16 protein-coding genes and 1 pseudogene are annotated in these 22420 nt (G+C 70.8%); 5 read left to right on the top strand and 12 right to left on the bottom strand.

Annotation, left to right across the window (positions count from 1 at the left end; genetic code table 11):
• Nucleotides 1-58: 58 nt before the first annotated feature.
• From DN051_RS04730 to ligA, 3 genes are all read right to left on the bottom strand, one after another.
• Nucleotides 59-517 (bottom strand): winged helix-turn-helix transcriptional regulator, encoded by a 459-nt coding sequence (locus tag DN051_RS04730; protein ID WP_112438065.1) that lies wholly within the window; start codon nucleotides 515-517, stop codon nucleotides 59-61.
• Between the two features lie 123 nt (nucleotides 518-640).
• Complete coding sequence (locus DN051_RS04725) at nucleotides 641-1711, bottom strand: TDT family transporter (RefSeq protein ID WP_162624855.1); 1071 nt, start codon at nucleotides 1709-1711, stop codon at nucleotides 641-643.
• 289 nt (nucleotides 1712-2000) lie between these two features.
• Nucleotides 2001-4085, bottom strand: a complete 2085-nt coding sequence (ligA, locus tag DN051_RS04720; protein ID WP_234388590.1) for an NAD-dependent DNA ligase LigA — start codon at nucleotides 4083-4085, stop codon at nucleotides 2001-2003.
• A 67-nt stretch (nucleotides 4086-4152) separates the two neighbouring features.
• Between ligA and DN051_RS04715 the strand changes: the two are divergent.
• Nucleotides 4153-4428 (top strand): annotated as a pseudogene (locus tag DN051_RS04715) (mycothiol transferase); the annotation flags it as partial.
• Between the two features lie 33 nt (nucleotides 4429-4461).
• On the top strand, nucleotides 4462-5091 hold the full coding sequence (locus tag DN051_RS47745; RefSeq protein WP_425471806.1) for a DUF4760 domain-containing protein: 630 nt from the start codon (nucleotides 4462-4464) through the stop codon (nucleotides 5089-5091).
• Between the two features lie 108 nt (nucleotides 5092-5199).
• On the opposite strand, the gene DN051_RS04710 is transcribed toward DN051_RS47745, so the two are convergent.
• The 5 genes from DN051_RS04710 to DN051_RS04690 are packed head-to-tail and all read right to left on the bottom strand — an operon-like array spanning nucleotide 5200 to nucleotide 14164.
• Nucleotides 5200-8175 carry a glycoside hydrolase family 2 TIM barrel-domain containing protein gene (locus DN051_RS04710; protein ID WP_112438063.1) on the bottom strand — a complete coding sequence of 992 codons (2976 nt, stop codon included), beginning with the start codon at nucleotides 8173-8175 and terminating at the stop codon, nucleotides 5200-5202.
• Nucleotides 8176-8234: 59 nt separating this feature from the next.
• The gene (locus tag DN051_RS04705; protein WP_112438062.1) at nucleotides 8235-10964 is read right to left on the bottom strand and encodes a glycoside hydrolase family 38 N-terminal domain-containing protein; all 2730 of its coding nucleotides are present in this window, start codon (nucleotides 10962-10964) and stop codon (nucleotides 8235-8237) included.
• 56 nt (nucleotides 10965-11020) lie between these two features.
• Nucleotides 11021-11878: a carbohydrate ABC transporter permease gene (locus DN051_RS04700; RefSeq protein ID WP_053756236.1), complete on the bottom strand. Its 858-nt coding sequence runs from the start codon at nucleotides 11876-11878 to the stop codon at nucleotides 11021-11023.
• On the bottom strand, nucleotides 11875-12822 hold the full coding sequence (locus DN051_RS04695) for a carbohydrate ABC transporter permease (RefSeq protein WP_112438061.1): 948 nt from the start codon (nucleotides 12820-12822) through the stop codon (nucleotides 11875-11877). Before DN051_RS04695 ends, DN051_RS04700 begins: the two co-directional genes overlap by 4 nt.
• 7 nt (nucleotides 12823-12829) lie before the next feature.
• Entirely contained in the window at nucleotides 12830-14164 is a 1335-nt protein-coding gene (locus tag DN051_RS04690; protein WP_112438060.1) for an ABC transporter substrate-binding protein, read from the bottom strand.
• Nucleotides 14165-14487: 323 nt separating this feature from the next.
• Between DN051_RS04690 and DN051_RS04685 the strand changes: the two genes are divergently transcribed.
• Entirely contained in the window at nucleotides 14488-15489 is a 1002-nt protein-coding gene (locus DN051_RS04685) for a LacI family DNA-binding transcriptional regulator (protein WP_053756239.1), read from the top strand.
• A 93-nt stretch (nucleotides 15490-15582) separates the two neighbouring features.
• On the opposite strand, the gene DN051_RS04680 is transcribed toward DN051_RS04685, so the two are convergent.
• The 4 genes from DN051_RS04680 to DN051_RS04665 all read right to left on the bottom strand — a co-directional run bounded on the left by DN051_RS04680 (nucleotide 15583) and on the right by DN051_RS04665 (nucleotide 21088).
• A complete protein-coding gene (locus DN051_RS04680) occupies nucleotides 15583-16302 on the bottom strand; it encodes a class I SAM-dependent methyltransferase (protein ID WP_053756240.1) in 720 nt (239 codons plus the stop codon).
• Between the two features lie 156 nt (nucleotides 16303-16458).
• Complete coding sequence (gene helR / locus DN051_RS04675) at nucleotides 16459-18606, bottom strand: RNA polymerase recycling motor ATPase HelR (RefSeq protein WP_112438059.1); 2148 nt, start codon at nucleotides 18604-18606, stop codon at nucleotides 16459-16461.
• Nucleotides 18607-18820: 214 nt separating this feature from the next.
• On the bottom strand, nucleotides 18821-20062 hold the full coding sequence (locus DN051_RS04670; protein ID WP_199314886.1) for a glycosyltransferase: 1242 nt from the start codon (nucleotides 20060-20062) through the stop codon (nucleotides 18821-18823).
• Nucleotides 20063-20254: 192 nt separating this feature from the next.
• Nucleotides 20255-21088, bottom strand: coding sequence for an enoyl-CoA hydratase/isomerase family protein (locus tag DN051_RS04665; protein ID WP_053756242.1), 834 nt, complete (start codon nucleotides 21086-21088; stop codon nucleotides 20255-20257).
• Nucleotides 21089-21227: 139 nt separating this feature from the next.
• Here DN051_RS04665 and DN051_RS04660 point away from each other — a divergent pair, with 139 nt between their 5' ends.
• Both DN051_RS04660 and DN051_RS04655 read left to right on the top strand, forming a co-directional pair.
• Nucleotides 21228-21704, top strand: a complete 477-nt coding sequence (locus DN051_RS04660; RefSeq protein ID WP_199314885.1) for a winged helix-turn-helix transcriptional regulator — start codon at nucleotides 21228-21230, stop codon at nucleotides 21702-21704.
• Nucleotides 21705-21897: 193 nt separating this feature from the next.
• The gene (locus DN051_RS04655; RefSeq protein ID WP_112438058.1) at nucleotides 21898-22302 is read left to right on the top strand and encodes a RidA family protein; all 405 of its coding nucleotides are present in this window, start codon (nucleotides 21898-21900) and stop codon (nucleotides 22300-22302) included.
• Nucleotides 22303-22420 lie beyond the last annotated feature (118 nt).

Raw genomic sequence — 22420 nt, 5'->3', positions numbered from 1 at the left:
CGTGGCCGACCCCGGGCGGGGGAACCCGCGTGGTACCGGGTCCGGTGTCCCCGGTGGTTCAGGAGTCGCTGGCCGGCCTGGGCTTGAGGACCGTGACCTCGCCGGGGTGCAGCACCCGTCCGTCGGACCGTGTGAGTTCGAGCCGGGCCACACGCTCACCGGTGACTTTCTCCACGAGCGGCGGGGGCTGCTCATCCTCGGTGAAGAGGAAGTCCCCGCCCCACTGGTGCAGCGCCTGGATCACCAGGCGCAGCGACTCGCCCTTCTCGGTGAGGACGTATTCCTGGTACGCGCTGCCGTCCGAGGCCGGCTGCGAGCGCAGGATGCCGTGGGAGACGAGTTTGGCGAGCCGGGTGCTCAGGATGTTCCGGGCGAGGCCGAGACTCTTCTGGAACTCGCTGAAACGCCGTACGCCGTCGAGTGCGTCGCGGATGATCAGCAGCGACCACCAGTCGCCGATCTGGTCGAGCGACCGGGCCACCGGGCACGGGGCTTCGGCAAACGTGGTCCTGCGCACTCCGACGGCCCTCCTGAGTCGGCGTTGTGAGGCGTACTCCGCTCACTGTGGTGGTTGCGAATCTAAACCGCCTCGTCATGGTGAGCAAACCCCCGCCGGTCGGGCCCGGCGGCCTCCCGGCGTCTATGCGGCCGCGCCGGTCCGGCTGCGGCGTGCGTGCCGGAGCGTGGCCGCGTACAGCGCGACGAACGCCGTGCTCACCGTGGCGAGCAGCAGCCACGACACCGGCCGCCAGCCGGGCACATCGGTTCCGCGGAGCCACAGCAGGAGGAAGTTGGTGCCGGCCGCCACGGGGAAGGAGAAGATCCAGTACCCGTAGTGGAACGACTGCTGGCGCAGGTCCGGCAGAAGGAACACGACGACCAGGAGCGTGAAGATCAGCAGTCCGGCGAAGCCCTGACCCACGGCGTCGAAGGTGCCGTGATGGGCCGCCGTCCAGGCCAGTCCGCCGACGGCGGGCGGGATCACCAGCACCGTGAGGGTCGGACGGGCCGGCGGCGGCATCTTGCCGCCGTGGGCGACCAGACCGCCGAGGATGACGGTGCCGAACGCGAGCCAGTACAGGACGCCGACGGCGAACGTGGCCTCGGCGACCTCCGGCAGGCCGAGTGTCGAGGCGGTGGCGCTGGATATGAAGGGGGCGGACACCACCGGCAGGAGGTAGCCGGGGTGCAGGGGCGCCGAGGCCAGACCGCCCGTGACCCAGTGCGCCAGCAGGCGGGCGGCGACGACCGCGGCCAGGACGGCGAACACGGCATAACCCCAGCGGGCCGCGTCCACCCCGTGACGGAACACATGTCCCGCGGCGAGCATCCCGATGATGGGCACATAGGCGAGGGCGAAGCCCTGGCCGGGGTGGTGCAGGTCGTGCAGGACGTTGCGCCACCGCCCGCCACCGTGACGTACGTACTGTGCCAGCAGCACGAGCCACACGGCGCCGCTCAGGGCGAACAGCGCGTCACTCACCCACATCGGTGCGGCCAGGGTGGTGGCGGCGGACTGCCAAGCGCCTCCGAGTCCCGCGGAACCCAGCGAGATCGACAGCAGGCTGATCGTCTGCGCCCGGACGGCGGGTGAGCGCCCCGTGCCGTCGGTACCGCTCTGTGCCGCGGGGTGGGGATCCGTGACGTCCGGCGTTCCCTGAGAGGCGTCGAGCCCGTTCGTCGTCGCCTCGTCCGTGCCGACCGATTGCATGCTGGCCTTTCCGTTCATCACCGCGTCCGAAGCCTTCGACCGCCAAGGGGGCGATCGAGCCGCGTACACGGAACCTGCCGTCACCCCCTCCTGTCTGGTTGCAAAATTAAACCACCCTGACCTTGACCGTCAACGTGACCCGGTTGTGGCCGGTCGGGACACGGACACCGAGGCGCTCCGTACGGATGCGGGACATGCCGGAGGCCGGCGGCGCCGCACCCCCGGTGCGGCGCCGCCGGACCGAGGGTGCGGCTCAGTCCGGTGCCGCGGCACCGGGTCGGGGCGCGGTTCAGTCGACGTAGGCCGCGACGAGGACGGCGAACTCGTCCGGCGTGGCCAGACGGACTCCGAGGCTCTCCGCCTTGGCGCGCTTGGATCCGGCGCCCTCACCGGCGACCACCAGGCTGGTCTTCTTGGAGACGCTGGAGGACGAGCGGCCACCGGCCCGTTCGACGAGCTCGTTCATCTGATTGCGGCTGAGCTTCTCCAAGGGGCCGGTCATCGCGCCGGTGACCACCACCGTCATCCCGGCCAGCGGGCCGTCGGCGACGTCCGCGGGCTCCGCGCCGCCGTCCGCGTCCTCGCGCACTGTGGGCGGGGTGGCGCCCGGCTCGGTCATGTTCACTCCGGCCGCGGCGAGCTTGTCGATGAGCGGGGCGAGTTCGGCGAGTTCGGCGACGATGGACGGGGCCTTCTCGGTGCCTATGCCCTCGACCTGCTGGATCGCTTCGGCATCGGCGGCCCGCAGAAGGTCCATCGTGGCGAAGTGCCGGGCGATGCGCCGCGACATGGAGCGGCCGGTGCCGCGCACGCCGAGTGCGCACAGCACCCGGGACAGCGGCTGGTTCCTGGCCGCGGACAGCGCGGCGAGGAGGTTGTCCGTGCTGGTCTCACCCATCCGCTCCAGGCTCAGCAACTGCTCCCGGGTGAGGGTGAACAGGTCGGCGAGGTCGGCGACCAGACCCGCCTCGACGAGCTGCACGACCCGGGTGTGGCCGAGACCCTCGATGTCGAGCTGGTCGCGTCCGGCGGCGTAGGAGAGCGAGGCGACCAGGTGGCAGTTGCGGCCGTTCTCACAGCGCCAGCGCTGTTCGCTGGTGTCGATGCCGGATCCGCAGCGCGGGCAGGTCTCGGGGAAGGCGATCGGCTGCTCTTCGCCGGTACGCAGATGGGCGACGGGCGCTTCGATACGGGGGATGACGTCACCCGCCCGGTGCACCATGACGTGGTCGCCGACGCGCAGATCGCGACGGGTGATGTCGGCCGGGTTGTGGAGGGTCGCGTAGGTGATGGTGGAGCCGTCGATCTCGACCGGTTCCAGCACGGCGCGCGGGGCGATGATGCCGGTGCGGCCCACATTCCATTCGACGGCCAGCAGCCGCGTCACCTTCTCGACGGCCGGCAGCTTGTAGGCGACGGCCCAGCGGGGGGCGCGTGAGCCGGACCCGGCGGCGCGCTGGTCGGCGGCGAGGTCGGCCTTGACGACGATGCCGTCGATCCCGAACGGCAGCTCCGGGCGCAGGGCGGCGATCTCCTTCACCCGCACCAGCACCTCGTCGACCGTGCCGGCGGTGATCCCGGGCACAGCGGTGGTGGCCGTGGTGTTCACGCCCAGAGCGGCGGCCCGCGCCATCAGGTCGCTGTGCGCCGCCTCACCCAGCCCGGCGGCGAGCCCGGGCTCGGTGTCCGCCAGCGGGAGCAGACCGTAGCCGAAGAAGGTCATCGGCACGGTGTAGGCGCGTTCCCTGGCGCGCAGGGTGCCCGCGGCGGCGTTGCGGGGGTTGGCGAACGGCTGGCCGCCGTGGGCGGTGCGCACCTCGTTGGCGTGCTCGAACTGGGCCGTGGTCATCAGCACCTCGCCACGCACCTCCACCGTGACCGGCTCGGCAAGCTGCTCGGGCAGGCCCTCGATGGTGCCGATGGCGTGCGAGACGTCCTCCCCGGCCGTCCCGTCGCCCCGTGTGATCAGCCGGGTCAGGCGCCCGTGGGCATAACGGGCGGCGACCGCCAGACCGTCCAGCTTCGGTTCGACTCCGTACCGCTCGACCTCGTGCCCGACGCGCCGGGCCAGCGACTCGGTCCACGCGGTGAACTCCTCCGCCGAGAACACGTTGTCCAGACTCAGCATCGCCACCGTGTGCGGGACGTCCCCCTCGACCGCGCCGCCGGCGACCTTCCCGCTCGGCGAATCGGGCAGCACCTCGTCGGGATGAGCGGCCTCCCAGTCCGCTATGCCGCGCACCAGCCGGTCGTAGGTGTCGTCGTCCAGCGCCGACGTACCGCCGGAGTAGTAGGCGGCGGACGCCTTCACGGCGTCCTCGACCGCCTGCGCGTAGGCGGCGGCATCCACGATCTGGGCAGCAGGTGTTGTCATGCCCGTCATCTTGCACTCCACCACTGACAATGCCCCGCGACGTGCTCCCGCGCCTGCCCCGGCAGGCGACGGCGATCCGCTGCCGAAGCTCTACGGCGAGCGCGACGCGGACTTCGACAAGGCGGTCGCCGCGCAGTCCGAGGTCGACGCCGCGTACGCCGATCCGGAGCGGGAGCAGGCCGCGACCGACGCCGCGCCGGCCGCGCACCCGGATCCGGACGAACGTGTCGGGAAGGACGGGACGGCGGTGCGGGAACTCATGGTGCACAGGATCGAGGAGTACGCCCGCCGCTGCGGGCACGCCGACCTGTTGCGCGCGTGCGTCGACGGACGGGTCGGCCAGCAGCGGCGCCCGGGGATCGACCGAACGGCACCGGTGACCGGAGTCGGCCTCCGTCCCGACCCGGACGAGACACCGCGTTTCCGGCGCCGCCCCGGAACCGGGGCGCCCGGTCACTACAGTGCTGCCACTCGTGGACGGGGGAATCCAGTGGAACTGTCGGCACTGATCGTCTCGATAACGGCCCTGGCGGTGACCGCGCTCGCGTCGCTCCGCCAGATTCGGCTGGCCCGGCACGCCAACAGCCTGCCCGCGGTCGTCGGACTCTTCCAGGAGCATCGCGGCGCCGAGCTGGCCCGCGCCCGCCACGTCGTGGTGAGCCAACTGGCCGGCCAGGACCTGTCGCAGGGTCTCTCGGCGGTGCCGGAGGTGCATCGCCGGCAGGTTCTGGACCTGTGCTGGTTCTACGACAACCTCGGTGCGCTGGTCGCCCACGGTGTCGTACCGATCGCCCCGGTGTCCGGCTATCTCGGCGGCTCGGTCATCGAGACCTGGGAGATCGTACGTCCGATGGCGCTGGCCGAGCGGGAGCGACGCCGCCGAAGGGGGTTTCGCGACCCCGAGCGCTGGCAGGCGTACTACGAGAACCTGTACCACCTCGTCCTGGAGACCCGACCGGACGAGGCCCGCACCAATGCGCCCGAGTGGTACCGAGGGCGTCAGTGACCTCGTCACGGCGGGTGCGACGGTTCGCGCGCGGCACCGAAACCGGATCGGGCCGGCACGGGGGCGGATACACCGTTCGTACCTGCCCCCGTGAGATGTGTCCCGGGCCTACACCCCCGCGATGCGCAGCCTGATCGTGCGGGCTTCGGGGCGTAGGGCGAACTCGGGCCACACGTCCGGTCCGCAGGCCCGTGAGCCGAGCCCGTGCTGGGCCGCGTCGACGATCAGGTGGCTGGTCGTCGTGTCGGGCAGCTCGAAGGGGTGTCCGGCTGCGGCGATCTGCTGCGGGGTGTGGCGGCTGAGCGTGAAACCGGGGCGGCGGCCGTGACGGTCGGGGACGGCCGTGATCCGCAGCACCTCGGCGTCGCCGCTCCTCAACGTGAGGTGGCGCAGCCGGGAGCGGTGTCCGGTCTCCTGGGGGCGGGCGTAGTCGACCGAGAGGTCGTCGATACCGGCCGAGAAGCGGCCCGTGCGTGCCGCGCGGAGACTGTCGGGGTAGGACTCGTGCGGGCCCAGGCCGAACCACTCGGCGCCGTCGACGGGCGCCGTGCCGTCGGGGAGTTCGAAACGGATGCCGATCCGGGGCCACACGGTGCGCCAGCCGCCGGAGGGCTCGATCTCGACGCGCAGTTCCAGTTCGTCGCCCTCGACGGACCAGACGGACTCCACCATGACCGACAGGGCGGAGTCGGCGGCGGAGACCCTGTCGAGGGTGCGCAGGGCGTCGGCGGTGCGCTCCACCGACAGGCGTCGTGTGGTCAGCCGGTGCAGACCGTCGCGACGCCAGAGGTCGGCGCTGGACACGCCGGCGACACTGGCGTCGCTCTCCTCGACGCCGTCGGAGGCGCCCTCGTCGTTGTCGGTCGGCGCGCGGAACAGCTCCAGCCGTGGACCCGTCACGGGCCGGCCGGCGAGCCGCACGAGGGATCCGCCGACGAACCCGGCGGTGCCCAGCGTCAGCGTCCCCGCGTCCGGTCGCCAGCCGGTTCGGTGGCGGACCGCGGGGGCGGGACGACGTGCCGAGCGGTCGAGCTGCGCGGTCGCGACCACGTGTCCTTCCGGTGCCCACGCGGCCGCCTCGGCGAGCACGGCGTCGATGGTGAGCCAGGTCTCCGCGTCCGGTGACACCGGGATCCGGGGGAGCGGTACGAGCCCCGACTCGCCCGCCGTGACCAGGGGGACCTCCAGGTCGCCCGCGTCCACGGGTGTTCCGTCGTGCTCGACACGCCAGCGGAATCGCAGGTCGGAGGTGTCGGCCGAGTGCCGCAGGTTGCTGATCGCGACCTTGTCGCCGTCGAAGACGAAACGGACCGGCTGTGCGACCGCCTTGTACTCGTGGAGGCTGGGCGTCGGCACGTCGTTGCTCAACAGCATGCCGTCCATCACGAAGTTGCCGTCGTGCACGACCTCCCCGAAGTCGCCGCCGTAGGCGTAGTAGGGCGTCCCGTCCGGGGTCTCGGCGAGGATGCCGTGGTCGCGCCACTCCCACACGAAGCCGCCGTGCAGCCGCGGATGACGGTGCACCAGCTCCTCGTACTGGTCGAACGCTCCCGGTCCGTTGCCCATCGCGTGGGCGTACTCGCAGAGAATGAACGGCTTGCCGCGCTGCCGGGCGCTCTGTGCGGGAGTGCAGTTCATCAGCGTCGAGCGCGCGTCGTCGGAGCCGATCTCCTCGGTCTCCGGCACCGACGCGTACATGCGCGAGTAGATGTCGGTGTACTCGCCCGTGTAGTCGCCTTCGTAGTGCACGGGGCGTTCGGCGTCGCGGGCGTGCACCCAGGCGGACATGGCGGCGAGGTTGCTGCCCGTCCCGGCCTCGTTGCCCAGCGACCAGATCACGATGCTGGGATGGTTCTTGTCGCGTTCGACCGTGCGCCGGATGCGGTCCAGATAGGCCTCGCGCCAGGCAGGGTCGTCGCTCGGGTTGCCGACCCAGTCGACCTTGTCGAAGCCGTGCGTTTCGAGATCGCATTCGAGGACGACCCAGAATCCGAGTTCGTCGGCGAGGTCGAGCAGCCGGGGGTGGGGTGGGTAGTGGCTGGTGCGGATCGCGTTCACGTTGAACCGCTTCATCCGGGCCAGGTCCTCGCGGGCGTGCTGCTCGTCGAAGACCCTCCCGCGCTCGGGGTGGGTCTCGTGGCGGTTCACGCCGTGGAACACGACGCGGCGGCCGTTGACCAGGAACCGGTCGCCGCGGATCTCCACCGTACGGAAGCCCACGCGCAGGGTGATGCTCTCAGCGGCCGTCGACACGGTGGCGTCGTACAGCCGGGGCCGCTCCGCCGACCACGGCTCCACCTCGGCCACGTCGACGGGCGCCACCTCGGCCGCGGTCGCCCAGACCTGCTCGACGCCGAGTTCGGGGATGCGCAGCGTGACCGGGAAGGCCGACGCCTCGGCGGTCACCTCCGCGTCGACGCGTCCACGCCCGTGGTCGAAGGACGTCCGCAGCCAGACGTCCTCGATGCCGCCGGCGGGCCGGGCGATCAGGGTGACGTCGCGGAAGATGCCCGGCAGCCACCACTGGTCCTGGTCCTCGACGTAACTGGCCGCCGACCACTGGTGCACCCGCACGGCGACGACGTTGTCACCCGGGCGTACCGCGGACGTCACGTCGAACTCGTGGGCGAGCCGGCTGCCGCTCGCAGCCCCGATCCCGACACCGTTGACCCACACGGTGAACAGCGACTCGACGCCGTCGAACCGCAGCACGACCCGCTCGGCGTCCGACCACTCGGCGGGCAGGTCGAAGTGCCGGCGGTAGTCGCCGGTCGGGTTCTCGTCCGGGACGTGGGGCGGATCGATCGGGAACGGGAACCGGATGTTCGTGTAGATCGGCCGGCCGTTGGCGCCGTCGCCCTCGAGCACCCAGTGGGAGGGCACCGGAATGCTGTCCCAGCCGCGGTCGTCGAAGCCTTCGTCCGTGAAGTCCTCCGCCGCCGTCGCCGTGGGGGACAGACGAAAGCGCCAAGGGCCGTTCAGTGAACGAGAGGGCGCGTCGGAGTGCAGCCACGAGCGCGCCGGACGCAGCGCGCCACGCCCTGGGGTGGTGTCCGAAACATACGCGGAAAGCTCGGAGGACAAGAGGTCACAACTTTCGTGGTAGCAGAAGGGGAGCTCGTTGTGGGCCTGCGGGGCCGCGGCTACCGGAGCACGACGGTTCGGATCTCCCACGGACCGAGTTCGCACGTGAGGTCGTCCAGCGCCTCGTCGGCGGACAGCGGCCGACCGAGCAGGTCCACCGTGGTGACCTCGGTGAACGGCCCCGTGACGCGGACGGAAGCCGCGGTGTCGCGCATCGCCACCATGCGGACCTCGGTGCCGGCCCTGCCGTCGGCGTCGGTGACACGGCGGACGCTCGACACGAAGACGTCCTCGCCCTCGACCCGTACCCCGGTCGCGTCCGGGGGCAGCCGGCCGCCGACGGGCGCGGTGCCGCGTACGACCAGTACGTCGTTGCGGAACTCCTCGGCGAGCGCGACCGCGTTGCCGCCTCGCCAGCCGGACGCGCAGGGCACGACGGCGAAGCGGTTCTCGATCCGCATTCCGAGATCCTGCGCCCCGGGCGCGGGGATCTCGCTCGCCGCGGGCTCGTCGCGCAGGGGGTGGATGTTGACGCTGATCGAGCCGATCGCCCGCAGCAGGGTGATGGCGAGCGCGGAGCCGTCGTCGACGAGTTCGTACTCGCTGGAGTGGTCGAGCAGGACGTTGGCGGCGCCGGCCGACACGAACGAACTCGCGGGGAAGGTCGGGAGGGGGTACTCGCCCCAGCCGCCCTCGGCGGTGAGCCCGCGCTCGGTGACGGCGAACTGCCCGGCGGACGCGGACCCGGTCACCGGTTCGGGCAGCGGCACGTGGAAACGCAGCCGGTGATCGGCGCTCTGGTTGAGGAAGGACGTGGAGATCCGCACGAAGGGCTCGCCGGCCCGCACTTCCACCAGCATGTCCACCGGCGTCGGCACGGTCCGGTCGTCGCGCAGGTCACGGTCGGCGCAGAGCGCGGCGGGCCACTCGTAGACGCGGGTGACGCGCAGCCGGGAACGCAGCGGGCCCTTCTCCAGGAGGTTCACGGAAACCCGCGTCGGCTCGGAGACGAGCACGTCCCGCGCGGGGGGAGCGTAGTTGTAGCTGTCGCCGCGGTCACCGCCGTCGACGAGCCGGCCGACTCCGCGCAGGACGGTCCCGTCGGAGCCGGTCACGTCCAGGGTCCCGTCGGCGGCCACCGCGACCGAGACCAGTCCGTTCGCGAGACCGTCGGTCGTCGCGGCGGCGGGCGCGAGTCGCAGCGCCGGGGCGGCGGGCCGGTCGCTCGCCTCGACCCGGAAACCGGTCAGCCCCGAGGCGGGGACACGCACGGGCACCAGGGCGGTGGCCCGGGCCTGGGCCAAGGTCCGCACCTGCCACTCACCCGGATGCGCGGCGGCCGCCTCGGCGACCTCGCGGCGCAGGATGAGCAGGTCGAACGGTCCGCTCGTCGGCACCTCGGCGAGGTGGAAGACGAGTGAACCGGGGGTGAGTTCGTAGTGGTCGATCAGCAGGCCGAACAGCTCGCGGCGGTGGATCCGGCGCAGCACCCGTTCGAGCTGTGACGCGTCCATGCGCTCGTCGCTGAGCACGGTGGGGGCCTGGGAGACCAACTGCACGGGCTGCGCCGATCCGTCGGCGGCCGTCGCGACCAGCGTGGTGCCCTCCACCGGGGCGACGACGTCCACCTCGACGAGCGCGTCGCGCGCCGACGGCAGCGGGTTGGCCACCAGGTAGCCGTCGCCGGGCACCAGCGCGGCGGGCTCGGCGAGGGCCGCGTCCCGGACGGCCCGTGCCGCCTGAGCGGCCTCGGCGAGCCGTGCGTCGACCTGGTCGCAGGTCTCGTCCGTGCCGGAGCCCACGACCGAGTCATGGGCGGTCGACTCGATGATCTTGTGCCAGGCCAGCGCGAGGAACGGCCCGTCGTCGCGCCGGGACCACAGGGCGTTCACCCGCTCGGCGTGGTCGATGGTGCGCTCGGCGAGCGCCATGCGCTGCTTGAGCCCGAGCCGCACGGACAGCACGCCCGGCAGGATGTTGCCGCGCACATGGCTGCGCAGCTCACCGGTGACGACGGCGGTCACCTCGTCACGGACGTGCCCGCGGATGTACTCGTCCAGGGTGGCCATGGTGATGGCGCGCCGCTCGTCGGACGCCTGCCGCAGCCAGGACGCCAGGTGCGGGTCGGGCGCGTTGTGGTCGGTGCCCGCCATGGCCAGCACCGGGTCGCTGCCCCAGCGCTCGGCCGTCATCTCGGCGTACTCGCCGAGCGCCCGGCCGATCTGGTCGGGCACCAGCAGCACGTCGAGACCGTTGTCGTAGCCGTCGAAGAGGAATTCGGTGCGCACCTCGGAGCCGTCGGGTGCGCGCCAGCGGAAGGCGTGACCGTCGACGGAGCCGGGCACACCGCGCCACAGTGCCGCGTGCTCGATACCGGCGCGCGCCAGGATCTGCGGCATCTGCGCGACATGGCCGAACATGTCGGGCAGATAGCCGATGGGCATCGCGCCGCCCAGGGCCCGCGCGGCCTCCCACCCCATCTGGAGGTTGCGGACGATGGTCTCTCCGGAGCAGAGGAACTCGTCGAGCAGGATCAGCCACGGCCCGATGGCGAGCCGGCCCTCACCGACCAGCGCCGTGACGCGCTCACGGTTCTCCGGGCGCATCTCCAGGTAGTCCTCGATCGCGGCCATCTGCCCGTCGACGGTGAACCGGAAGTCCGGGTTCGCCTCGGCCGTCTCCAGCACGGTGTCCAGGGCGGCGACGAGCCGGTGCCGGAACACCTGGAACGGCTCGTACCACTCCCGGTCCCAGTGGAAATGGGGCACGAAGACGGCGGAGTTGTGCATGGTGTGGGGCACCTTCTGTGCTGGCGGGGGGTGGGGGAAGCGAAGTGCGGGTGCGGTCACTTGAGGGAGCCGGCGGCGAGCCCGGTGCGCCAGAACCGCTGGAGGAGGATGAACACGATGATCACCGGCACGATCGACACCAGCGAGCCGGTGATCACGGACTGCTGGAGCAGCGGGGCGCGGGCGGTCTGACCGTTCCACTGGTACAGGCCCAGCGTGATCGGGAAGAGCGACTCCTTCTGCAGCATGACCATGGGCAGGAAGAAGTTGTTCCAGATGGCGACGAACTGGAACAGGAAGATCGTCACCAGCGCCGGCGTCATCAGTTTGAACGCCACCGAGAAGAAGGTGCGGAACTCGCCCGCGCCGTCCAGACGGGCCGACTCGATGAGTTCCTGGGGAACGGCCGCGTTGGCGAATATACGGGCCAGATACACGCCGAACGGGCTGACGATGCTCGGCAGGAACACGGCGAGATAGGTGTTGACGAGCCCGGTCGCCGAGAACAGCAGGAACAGCGGCAGCGCGAGCGCCGTGGTCGGCACGAGGACACCGCCGAGGATGACCGAGAACAGGAACTCACGGCCCCGGAACTCGAACTTGGCCAGCGCGTAGCCGCACAGCGCGGAGATCAGGGTGCCCACGGCCGCGCCCAGCACCGCGTAGATGACGGTGTTCACGGCCCAGCGGCCGAAGATGCCGTCGCTGCGGGTGAACAGGACCTCCAGGTTCTCGAACAGGTTGAAGTGGGAGAACGCCAGTCCGTTGGTGGAGGCGAGGTCGCCCTGCGGCTTCGTGGCGGCGACGATCAGGAAGTAGACCGGGAGCAGGAAGTAGATCGCCAGAAGGAACATCAGCGCCATGACGGCCGTGCGGCTGACGCGGCTCTCACGGGTGACGGGGTGCTTGCTCATAGGCCGGCCTTCTTCGAGGTGAGTCGCATGAACCCGAAGCTCAGGACGAAGGTGATGACGGCGATGACCACGGAGATCGCCGCGGCCTGCTGGTAGTTGTTCCCGGAGGCCACCGCGTACGCGAGCATGTTCGGAGTGAACGTGCTGGAGATGTTCGAGGAGATCTGACGCAGCACGGCCGGCTCGGCGTAGAGCTGCAGCGTGCCGATGATCGAGAACACCGTCGTCAGGACCAGGGACGGGGCGATGATCGGGACCTTGATCCGCCAGGCGATCGTCCAGTTGTTCGCGCCGTCGATCTTGGCGGCCTCGTAGAGTTCCTGCGGGATCGACTGCAACGCCGAGTACATGATCAGCATGTTGTAGCCGGTCCACAGCCACGTGGAGACGTTCGCCGCCGACCACAGCACGGCACCGGGGCCGAGGAAGTCGGGTTCTAGGCCGACGCCCTTCAACAGGTCGACCACGGGGCTGAGCTGCGGCGAGTAGAGGTACGACCACATGATCGCGGCGATGACGCCGGGCACGGCGTACGGCATGAACGCCGTGATGCGGAAGAACGCCTTGAGTCTCAGCAGCGGGGTGTCCAGCAGCAGCGCCATGATCAGCGCGATGAACAGCATCACCGGCACCTGCACGATGCCGAACAGTCCGATGCGCCCGATGCTGGCCCAGAACTCGTGGTTCTGGAACACCTCCAGGTACTGCTCGAAACCGCCGAAGGTCGTGTACGACGTCCCGTACTGGCCACCGGTGCGGCGCACCACGCGGACGCTCTGCCAGAGCGCGTAGCCGACGGGCACCAGATAGAACAGCACGAACGGAAGGAAGAACGGGGTCAGGAACGCGACGACGGTGCCCGCCCGCGGGCCGCCGCCGTTGATACGGCGGCGGCCCGCGGGTGACTCCACCACGCGCGTCGCGCGGGTTGCGATGTCGGTCATACCGCGGTCACTTGCCCGCCGCGGCCGGAATCGCCTGGTCCTGCATCGACTTCAGCGCCGCGTCCTGGGCGGCCGTCAGCGCGTCGCTCAGCGTGCCGTCACCGGCCGCGGCCTTGGCCATCGCGTCCTGGAGCGCCAGGTTCACGGTCTTCTGCGTCGGACCCCAGGTGAAGCTGGTGTCCACCTTCTTCGACGACTCGGCGAAGACATCGAAGATCTTCTGGTTGTCGTAGTACGGCACGCCCTCGGCGAGCGAGGGAAGCTCCAGCCCGTCGGTGGCCGCCGGGTACAGGCCGCCCAGCTCGTTCTCCAGCGCCAGCGCCTCCGGGTCGGTGTTCAGCCAGGTGTTGAACTTGACCGACTCGTACAGGTGCTTGCTGCCCTTCATGAACGCGACGGTCGAGCCGCCCCAGTTGCCGGACGCGCCGTTCGCGCCCCAGGTCGGCATCGGGACGATCGTCCACTTGCCGGCCTGCTTCGGCAGGTTGTCGCGGAACATGCTGTAGCCCCACGAGGCACCCACGTAGCTGGCGATCTGGTCCTTCTGGTACGCCGCGTACATCTGCGTGGAACCGTGCGCCAGATCGGTGCGCACCAGCTTGTCGGAGATCAGCTGCTGCCAGTACTGAGCGACCTGCTCGCTCTGCGCCGACTCGACGGTGACGTGCCACTTGTCGTCGGCGTAGCCGTACATCTTGGCGTTGTTCTGCCAGAGGAGCCCGTTGAACCACTCGGCGTTGTTCGGGTCGAAGTACGTGATGGTGAGGTCGGGGTCCGCCTTGTGCAGCTTCTTCGCGGCGGCCGCGTACTCGTCCCAGGTCTCGGGGATCGCGACGTCGTACTTCTCGAATATGTCGCTGCGCAGGTACAGGGCCATGGGGCCGGTGTCCTGCGGGAGGGCGAACACGCCGGTGTCGCCGAAGCTGGCCTGCGACCAGGTCCACGGCACGAACTTCGACTTGGCCGCGGCGGCTTCCTCACAGGCCGAGGCGTCGACGAACGCGTCCTGGGTGCGCAGGTTGGGCAGCTGGTCGTAGCCGACCTGGGCGAGGTCCGGCGCCTTCCCCGCCTTGAGCGCGTTTCCGATGGTGCCGTACTGGTCGTTGGAGATGTTCTTGGTCTCGACCTGGATGTCGGGGTTCTTCTTGTTCCACAGGTCGACGACCTTCTCCATGCCTGGAACCGCGTTCCAGTACTGGAGGGTGACCTTCCCCTTCGCGGGCTCGCAGGAGGCCGCGGACGCCTTGTCGGACGACTCGGGCGACGAGCATCCGGCGAGTACGACGATGCTGACTGCCGCGGCGGCCATGCCGAGGCGGGTACGAGTGACTGTGCTGCTCATATCTTCCGTTCCAGAGAACGACTAGCGACGTGGGCTAGGCGGGTCGACGTTGACACCTGAGGCGGATGCCTTCTGGTTGGAATCAGGGGCCGTGAGCGGTAACGTGAGCGCTCACGGGAGCGGTAACGGGAGCGGTAACGGGGGTGTTGTTGCGAAGTGATTGGGAGTGTGCGCTTCGGTGCGGCCGAGTGTCAAGGGACTGCCGCGGCCGTCCGTGACGCGGGAGGATCGGCGACCTGCCGTGTCCGCGGCGCGACTTCGGCCCGGGCCCCGCTCGGTGTCCCCGTGACGCGCACGCGTCGCCAACTACGTGGAGGTGAGTGATGGCGTCGTCCGGGACCGGACCCCGCAGGGTCACGATCGACGATGTGGCCCGGACCGCCGGAGTGTCCCGGCAAACGGTGTCACGCGCGCTCAACGACAAGGCCGAGATCGGCGTCTCCACCAAGCAGCGCGTGCTCGACGCCGCTCTCGCACTGGGGTACCGGCCGAGCCGGTTCGCCAGGGGACTCGTACGGCAGGACACGATCAGTGTCGGGCTGGTCATCCCCGATCTGCTCAACCCCTTCTTCACCGAGGTGGCCGCCGCCGCGCTGGACGCGGCGCGGGCCCGCGGCTGGCACGTCGTCGTCTACGACACCGGCGACCGGGTGGAGGAGGAGCGGGGCACCCTCGAGGTGATCGCCTCGCAGGTGGACGCCGTGGTGGGGTACCTGAGCCAGCCCGAGGACGAGATCGCCAGGCTGACACGGGGACTTCCCGTGGTGCTCATCGACCGGGGGGACCGCGCCGAGCGGTTCAGCTCCATCAGGATCGACGGCGAGGAAGGCGTCCGGGCGGCGATCAGGTATCTGGCCGAGTCGGGGCACCACCGGATCGGCATGCTCGACCACGCGGGCCGGTCCGAGCCGAGCATCCGTCACGACTGGTTCGCCGGCGCGATGGACGCCTGCGGTCTCGACGCCGGCTGCGTCAGCCGCGCCGACCAGAGCGTCGAGGGCGGGGAGAGCGCGCTGAAGGAACTCCTGGCCGCGCACCCGGATGTGACCGCCGTGTTCACGTTCAACGACATCATCGCCATCGGAGCACTGCGTGCCGCGCGCCGGCTCGGGCGGCAGGTGCCCCACGACCTGGCCGTGATCGGCTTCGACGGTCTCGGGCTCGGAGCGCTTGTGGAGCCGCCGCTGTCCACCGTGGACCTGGACACCAGCGCACTCGGCGCCGTCGCCGTCGAGCAGGCGGCCCGGCTGCTGACCGGAAGCAGCCTGCTCACCCGCGAGGAACTCGTGGTGGGGGCACGGCTGCGGCTGCGCGAATCGGCGTAGCCGAGGAGGGGCCGCCGCCGGAGAGCCGGGAGGGCTCGTCGCCGGTCGGCCGCAGCCGACCGGCCACGGCGGGAGGCGTCGTCGTGCCGTCGTTCAGGCGGCGGGCTCCGGTTTGACGACGCGAAAGGCGAACTGGCCGCAGAAGGTGAGCTTGCGCAGGTTCACCAGTGCGGTCCGCCGCCTCGTGTGCTTAGCCCAGCTGTCGATCTCGGAGTTGAGCGGCGACTCCTCGTTCCAGTACCGCCCGTACTCCTTCTTCCGCTCGCTGTGATAGGCGCGCATCATCAGCGTCACCCCGTCCAGGGAGGGCCGGATCTCCTTCAGGGCGAGACCGGCCTCCTCGACCAGGACCCGGAATCCGTACGGCGTGTAGTTCCACAGGCTGAAGGAGTGGTACGGCTCGAACTGCGACGTGCTCCCGATGAACAGTCCGCCCGGCCGCAGCACCCGGCCGACCTCCGCCAGCAGCTCCCGCGGGTGCGAGACGTGCTCGAACACCTGGTGCGAGTAGATCAGCGGCAGGCTGTCCGAGCGGAAGGGCAGATTGATGCCGTCGTAGTGGACCAGCGGGTCGCCTCCGGGCCGGTGCTGCGAGGACTCCGGAGAGTGCCGGATGTCGACTCCCAGCCACCGGACCTTCGGAGCGTGCCGCTTGAACAGCGCGGCGGAAGCGCCGCGCCCGCATCCCAGGTCGACCACCCGGTCCGGCGCTTGCGGCGAGCTCATCGCCTCGTCGAGGTAGTACCGCGACGTGACCTGGCGGGCGTGGTCGTCGGGGATGCAGTCGTGCAGGAGGTCCCACAGGGTGGCCATGTGCCGAGGCTAAGGACGTCACGCCCGCGCGGCCGAACAGCCCGTCGGCGGTTCGCGCCCGCCGCCACTCATATGGCCCGGGGCCGGGCCCCGGCACGTGGGTCCGTCCCGCCTCACACCGGCCGTGTGGGCGGGGACGACGGGCGGGTGTGCCGGTCAGGCACTCGTGAGGACGACGAGTTGCCGCGTCGCCCGGGTCATCGCGACGTAGCGGTCGACCGCGCCTTCGATGCCGTCGCCGAATCGAGCCGGGTCGACGAGGACGACCAGGTCGAACTCGAGCCCCTTCGACAGCTCCGGGGTCAGCGAGCGGACGCGGGCCCTCGGCCGGAACGCCGGATCACCGATGACACAGGCGATCCCGTCGGCGTGCGCGGCGAGCCAGGTGTCGAGGACCGCGCTCAGGTCGGAGACGGAACCGTGTACGACCGGGACACCGCCGCTGCGGACGGAGGTCGGCACGTTGGCGTCCGGGAGCACGGCCCGGACGACCGGTTCGGCCTCGGCCATGACCTCCTCCGGCGTGCGGTAGTTGATGCTCAGCGTGGCCAGTTCGATCCGGTCGAACCCGATCCGCTCCAGCCGCTCCTGCCACGACTCGGTGAAACCGTGCCGGGCCTGGGCCCGGTCCCCGACGATGGTGAAGCTCCGGGACGGGCACCGCGCCAGCAGCATCTGCCACTGCGCGTCGGTCAGTTCCTGAGCCTCGTCCACGACGATGTGCGCGAACGGCCCGGCGAGCAGGTCGGGCTCGACGCGGGGGGACACGCTCTCGTCGACCAGGGCGTCCCGGAGGTCCTGGCCGAGCAGCATCGTCACGGCCCCCTCACCGTCGTCGTCTCCGGCGATCACGTTGTCGATGACGCCAGCCATGCGCTCGCGCTCGGCCGCCAGGGAGACGTTGTGCCGACGCCGGCGGCGGGCCGCCTCCGGGTCGCCGAGCCGCTGCCGTGCCGCGTCCAGCAGCGGCAGGTCGGACACCGTCCAGGCCTGGGCGTCCGCGCGCCGCAACCGCTTGACGTCGTCGGGGCCGAGCCACGGAGCGCACATCCGCAGATAGGCGGGCACCGACCACAGATCGCTGACGAGGTCGGCCGCCTCCAGCAGCGGCCACGCCCGGTTGAAGGCCTTGAGCAGTTCCCTGTTGCGGTGCAGCGACTTGCGCAGCAGGTTCTCCGGGGCGTCCCCTTCGTGCCTGTCCACCAGGATCGTGAGCAGTTCCTCCCAGACCTGTTCACGGGCCTCGTTGTGCGGTGTGCCGGGTTCCGCGGCCTCGAACGCCGCGGCCCAGTCGTCGGCGGTCAGCCGGATGTCGGACCAGTGGGTCGTGACCGTCATTCCCTCGGTGGGCGGTTCCTCGTAGAACCTCACGGCCGGCTCGATGGCCGCCACGAGCCTCGCGGAGGACTTCAGCCGGGCGACCGCCGGGTCGGTTTCGGTTCCTGCCCCCTCGCCCTCGGCGACGAGGTCGCGCAGGGTGCAGGTCTGTACGCCCTCCTCCCCGAGGCTGGGCAGGACGTCGGCGACATAGCCCAGGTAGGGCTGGTGGGGACCGACGAACAGCACGCCGCCGCGCCGGTGGCCGAGGCGCGGGTCGGAGTGGAGGAGGTAGGCGGAGCGGTGCAGGGCGACGACGGTCTTGCCCGTACCGGGACCGCCGTCGACGACCAGCGCGCCGCGCGATCCGGCGCGGATGATGGCGTCCTGGTCGGCCTGGATGGTGCCGAGGACGTCCCGCATGCGCGGCGACCGGCTGGTGCCGAGGCTGGCGATGAAGGCGGACTGATCGTCGAGCGCGGCGTGCCCGGCGATCGCGTCCGAGGTGAACACCTCGTCCCAGTAGTCGCTGATCCGGCCGCGGCTCCAGCGGTATCTGCGGCGGCTCGCCAGACCCATCGGGTTGGCGTGGGTGGCTCCGAAGAAGGGCTCGGCGGCCGGGGAGCGCCAGTCGACCAGCAGCCGGTGGCCCGTGCTGTCCGTGAGGCCGAGCCGTCCGACGTAGACGCGTTCCGAGGTGTCCGCGTCGACCATGTGGCCGAGGCACAGGTCCAGCCCGAAGCGGCGCAGCGTGCGCAGGCGGGCGGTCAGCCGGTGGATCTCCGTGTCCCTGTCCATCGCCTGACGCCCCAGACCGCCGGGGGACCTGAGTTCGGCGTCGAGACGGTCGGACAGTTCTGCGATCGACTGCTCCAGGCACTCGGCGACGGCCGCGAAGTGCCGTTCGTCGTCGCCGATCAGCGTCGGGTCGGCCTTGGGGGAAAGACGGTCGGGAAGGTCGAACGCGCTGGTGGTGAGGGGATTCACGTGAGGTGCTCCGAAGTCTGAGGTCGCTGGTGAACCATACGCGCGGCGCGAGGCGCCGGTGCGAGCGGCGGGTGACGGCCGGACCGGCGTGACGTACCCGGTGGACATGAGCGGCGTCGTCCGCCGTGGAGCGGACCGGGTCGCCGTGACCGGTTCGGGTCGTCGGGGTTCGCGGGCGACCGTGTGGCGGGTCGGTGCCGCGATCCCGCACGGTTCACGCGGGCGTCGACGCCCTGGCCCGGTCGGCGGAGCCGAGCAGCAGCTTCGCCGCCACCGCCGCTCCGTCGGTGCGGATCCGGCCGGCCGTGGCCGTGGCTCGCGCGCGGGTCGCGGGGTCCAGGGCCGTGGTGAGGGCGGCCGACAGGGAGCCGAAGGCCGGAATCGGACCGTCGTGTGCCGCGCCGATGCCCAGCGCGGCCACCCGCCCGGCCCAGTACGGCTGGTCCGCGGCCTGCGGCACCACCACCTGAGGGGCCCCGGCTCCGGCGGCCGTCGTCGTGGTGCCCGCGCCGCCGTGGTGCACGACGGCGGCCGTTCGCGCGAACAGCGCCTGCTGGTTGACCTCGCCGACGACGAAGCAGTCGTCCCGGTCGTCGATCAGGTCCAGGTCCGCCCAGCCCCGGGCCACGACCACGCGGCGCCCCTGGGCTCGGACCGCCTCGATGGCGTGCCGGGCGCCGTCCGCCGATCCGCGCAGGGGCATGCTGCCGAACCCCACGTACACCGGTGGGGTCCCGGCGTCCAGGAACGCCACCAACTCGTCCGGCAGCGGCCGGGCGTCGGGCAGGATCCACGCACCGGTCTGTACGACGTCGAGGTCGGCCGGCTCCCGCCACGGATCCAGGACGGGGTCCGTCGCCAGCCAGGGCCGGCCGCCGATGACGTAGTCCCGCACGTCGTCCACCGGAGGCAGCCCGATGGACGCCCGAAAGGTGTTCAGCGCCGCACCGAACAGCGCGTTGATGTTCTGGGCGTCCAGGTCCCACAGCACCCGGTTGTCGGTCACCTCCGGGGGAAGCGGCCGGCCCGGATAAGCCAGCGGCCGGCGGTGCGGCGACGGCAGTGTCAGCTGCTGGAACGTCACGGACACGGAGCGGATGCCCAGCCCTTCCGCCACCGAGAGCGCACCGGCCGCGGCCGGTACGACGCCGGTCGCGACCAGCAGGTCACATCCCTCGGCCGCCCCGGTGATCGCCTCCGACTGACCGGCGATCAACTCGGCGGCTCGCCGGGGCAGTCCGGCCGGCGACGGCGGTGCCGCCGCGGTCGTCAGCGCCCGCGCCGACGGGCCGGCGGGCACCATGGACACCCCCGCACCGGCCAACCGCTCGGCGAACTCGTCGTCCGGCGGCGCACAGACCCGTACCTCCGCGCCGTGCGCCCGCAATTCCGCGGCGAGTCCCGCCAGCGGTTCGACGTCCCCGCGCGACCCGTATGTCGTCAGCAACACACGCACTTCGTGAATCACCCAATTCCGTCGGTTCTGGCTCAGGCCGACGATTGTGCGGCACGACCGGGGCCTTGCCGCAAGGCCCCCCGTGCGCTATAGGTTGAGAGTGGCAAGGAGTGGGTGACCTCCTTGCCTTTGTCGTTCGGCCTCCGTGGCGGGTGCGGTGCGCACGCCGGTCAGAGCCTCCCGGGCGTCGGGCTACTCGTCGAGCAGATGCGGCAGGTGCGCCCCGAACCGGTTCTCCAGGTCTCCTTCCTGCTGCATTCCGCGTTTGAACAGGGCGGCGACCCGCTGCTGTGTCTCGGGCCAGGTCAGGGCGGCCGCGAAGGCGTCGCGTCCGTCGAGGAGCCGGTCGACGGGCGGCAGGGAGACCTGGTTGACGAGGTTCTTCGCCGCCTCGACCGGGCGCCGGTCGAAGGAGGCGATGCGCCGGGCGAGCGTGTCGACGAAGGCGTCCAGCTCGCTGTCCGGGAGGGAGCGGTTGACGTAGCCGTAGCGTTCGGCGGTGTCGCCGTCGAAGTCGTCCGCGCCGAGGATGATCTCCAGCGCGCGGCCGCGGCCGGTCAGCAGGGGGAGCCGCTCGGTGCCCCCGCCGCCGGGGATGACCCCCGCGCCGACCTCGGGCTGACCGAGGATCGCGGTCTCCCTGGAGACGAAGCGCATGTCGCAGGCGAGGGCGAACTCGCTGCCCACGCCGCGGGCCCGGCCCCGGATCTTGGCGATGCTCACCACAGGCGACCTGGACAGCCGGACGAAGGTGTCGGTCGGGGTGGTCAGGCCGGTGGGGCCGGCGGTCCTGGTGATGCCCGCCGACCTGCCGGACATGTCGAAGTGGGCGAGGTAGAAGTCCGGGTTCGCGCTCTCGAAGACGACGACGCGGAGGTCGGGGCTGGCGTCCATCCGGGCGAGCAGGTCCTGCAGGCCTTCGAAGACGGCGCGGTCGACGACGTTGAGCGGGGGGTTGTCGAACAGGACCCGCCAGTAAGCGGGTGATTCCTCGATCGTGCGCACGGGCGCAGGGGTGTCGTTCATGCCTCGATGTTAGATGCTGAATTTAATGTTGCAAGTCAGTGGCCCAGTGCTGACTTGCAGGGGGAAACTCAGGGCGTAGACTCTCGTGTGCACGAAGTGACGGCCCGCGACCGTGGGACCGCGACGACGGAGGTGGACCGTGGCAGCCGTTCGTCAGTGGTCGGGCCCCACGGACGACGAGCCGGCCTGCTCCATCGAGCGCAGCCTGCAGATCCTCGGGGAACGGTGGGCCCTTCTCGTACTGCGCGAGATCTTCGCCGAGAGGCACAGGTTCGCCGAGATCCAGGCCTCGCTGGGCATCGCGTCCAATCTCCTGAGCGCCCGCCTCAAGCTGCTCGTCGAGGCCGGGGTGCTGCGCACGGAGACCTACCGGGAACCGGGCAGCAGACCGCGGCAGAGTTACCACCTGACCGAAGCCGGAAGCGAGCTGCGCATCGTGCTGGCCGCGCTTCAGCAGTGGGGTGACCGGCACCGCCCGCGCCCCTCGGGTCCCTCGGCGGTGCGCCGGACGCGCTCCACCGGGCAGCCCGTTCATGTCGGCTACGTCGACGACGACGGCCGTGAGGTGCAGGCCGCCGACGTGGCCGTGCACACCCGGTCGGCCACCGGGGTCTGACGCGGCCGGCGGCCGGGCGACCGTTCTCGGCAAAAGGCGTGCGGCGGCACCTGTTGCTACGCTCGATGGAGGTTGATCTACGGACAGTGCTTCGCCGTGGGGGCCTCGGACCGGGATCCAGGGCCACCGCCGGATCGAAACGGGCGCCCCTGCCACGCCGTGTCGTGGAAGCCCTGGATCGACGGAGAAATCCATGACTGTTCAGGCCAGAAAATTCGGTTACGGCGTGCCGTGGGAATCCCTGTACGGATTCAGCCAGGCACTGCAGGCAGGTGAGACCGTGTATGTCTCCGGACAGCTGTCTCACGACGAAGCCGGCACCTTCATCGGCGCCGGCGACTTCGAGCTCCAGACCAGGACGACGTTCGACAACCTGGACCGCGTACTGAAGCAGTTCGGAGCCGCGCGCAACCAGATCGTCGAGACCACCACGCTGGTGGTGGATCTGCGGGAGAACTTCGAGACGCTGGCGCGTCTCCACGCGCAGTACTTCGACCGGCACCGTCCCACCAGCACCGCGATGGGCGTGGTCGAACTCGCGCTGCCGGACCAACTCATCGAGATCGGTGCGGTCGTGCGGCTGGACCTGGAGACCTAGTGCCGCGGCCACCGGCGACTTCCACTGTCCACGTCGTCGTGGCGGCCGGGGCAGAACTCCCGCGCCCGCCGGCCGGATCGAATCAGGCCCGCCACGTCCGCCGGCTCGTCCAGCGGCC

Origin of the sequence: Streptomyces cadmiisoli, assembly GCF_003261055.1 — a bacterium.
GTDB classification, from domain to species: Bacteria; Actinomycetota; Actinomycetes; order Streptomycetales; family Streptomycetaceae; genus Streptomyces; species Streptomyces cadmiisoli.
Note: the sequence above shows the minus strand (reverse complement) of the source record. Positions and strands in the feature narration are given on the sequence as shown.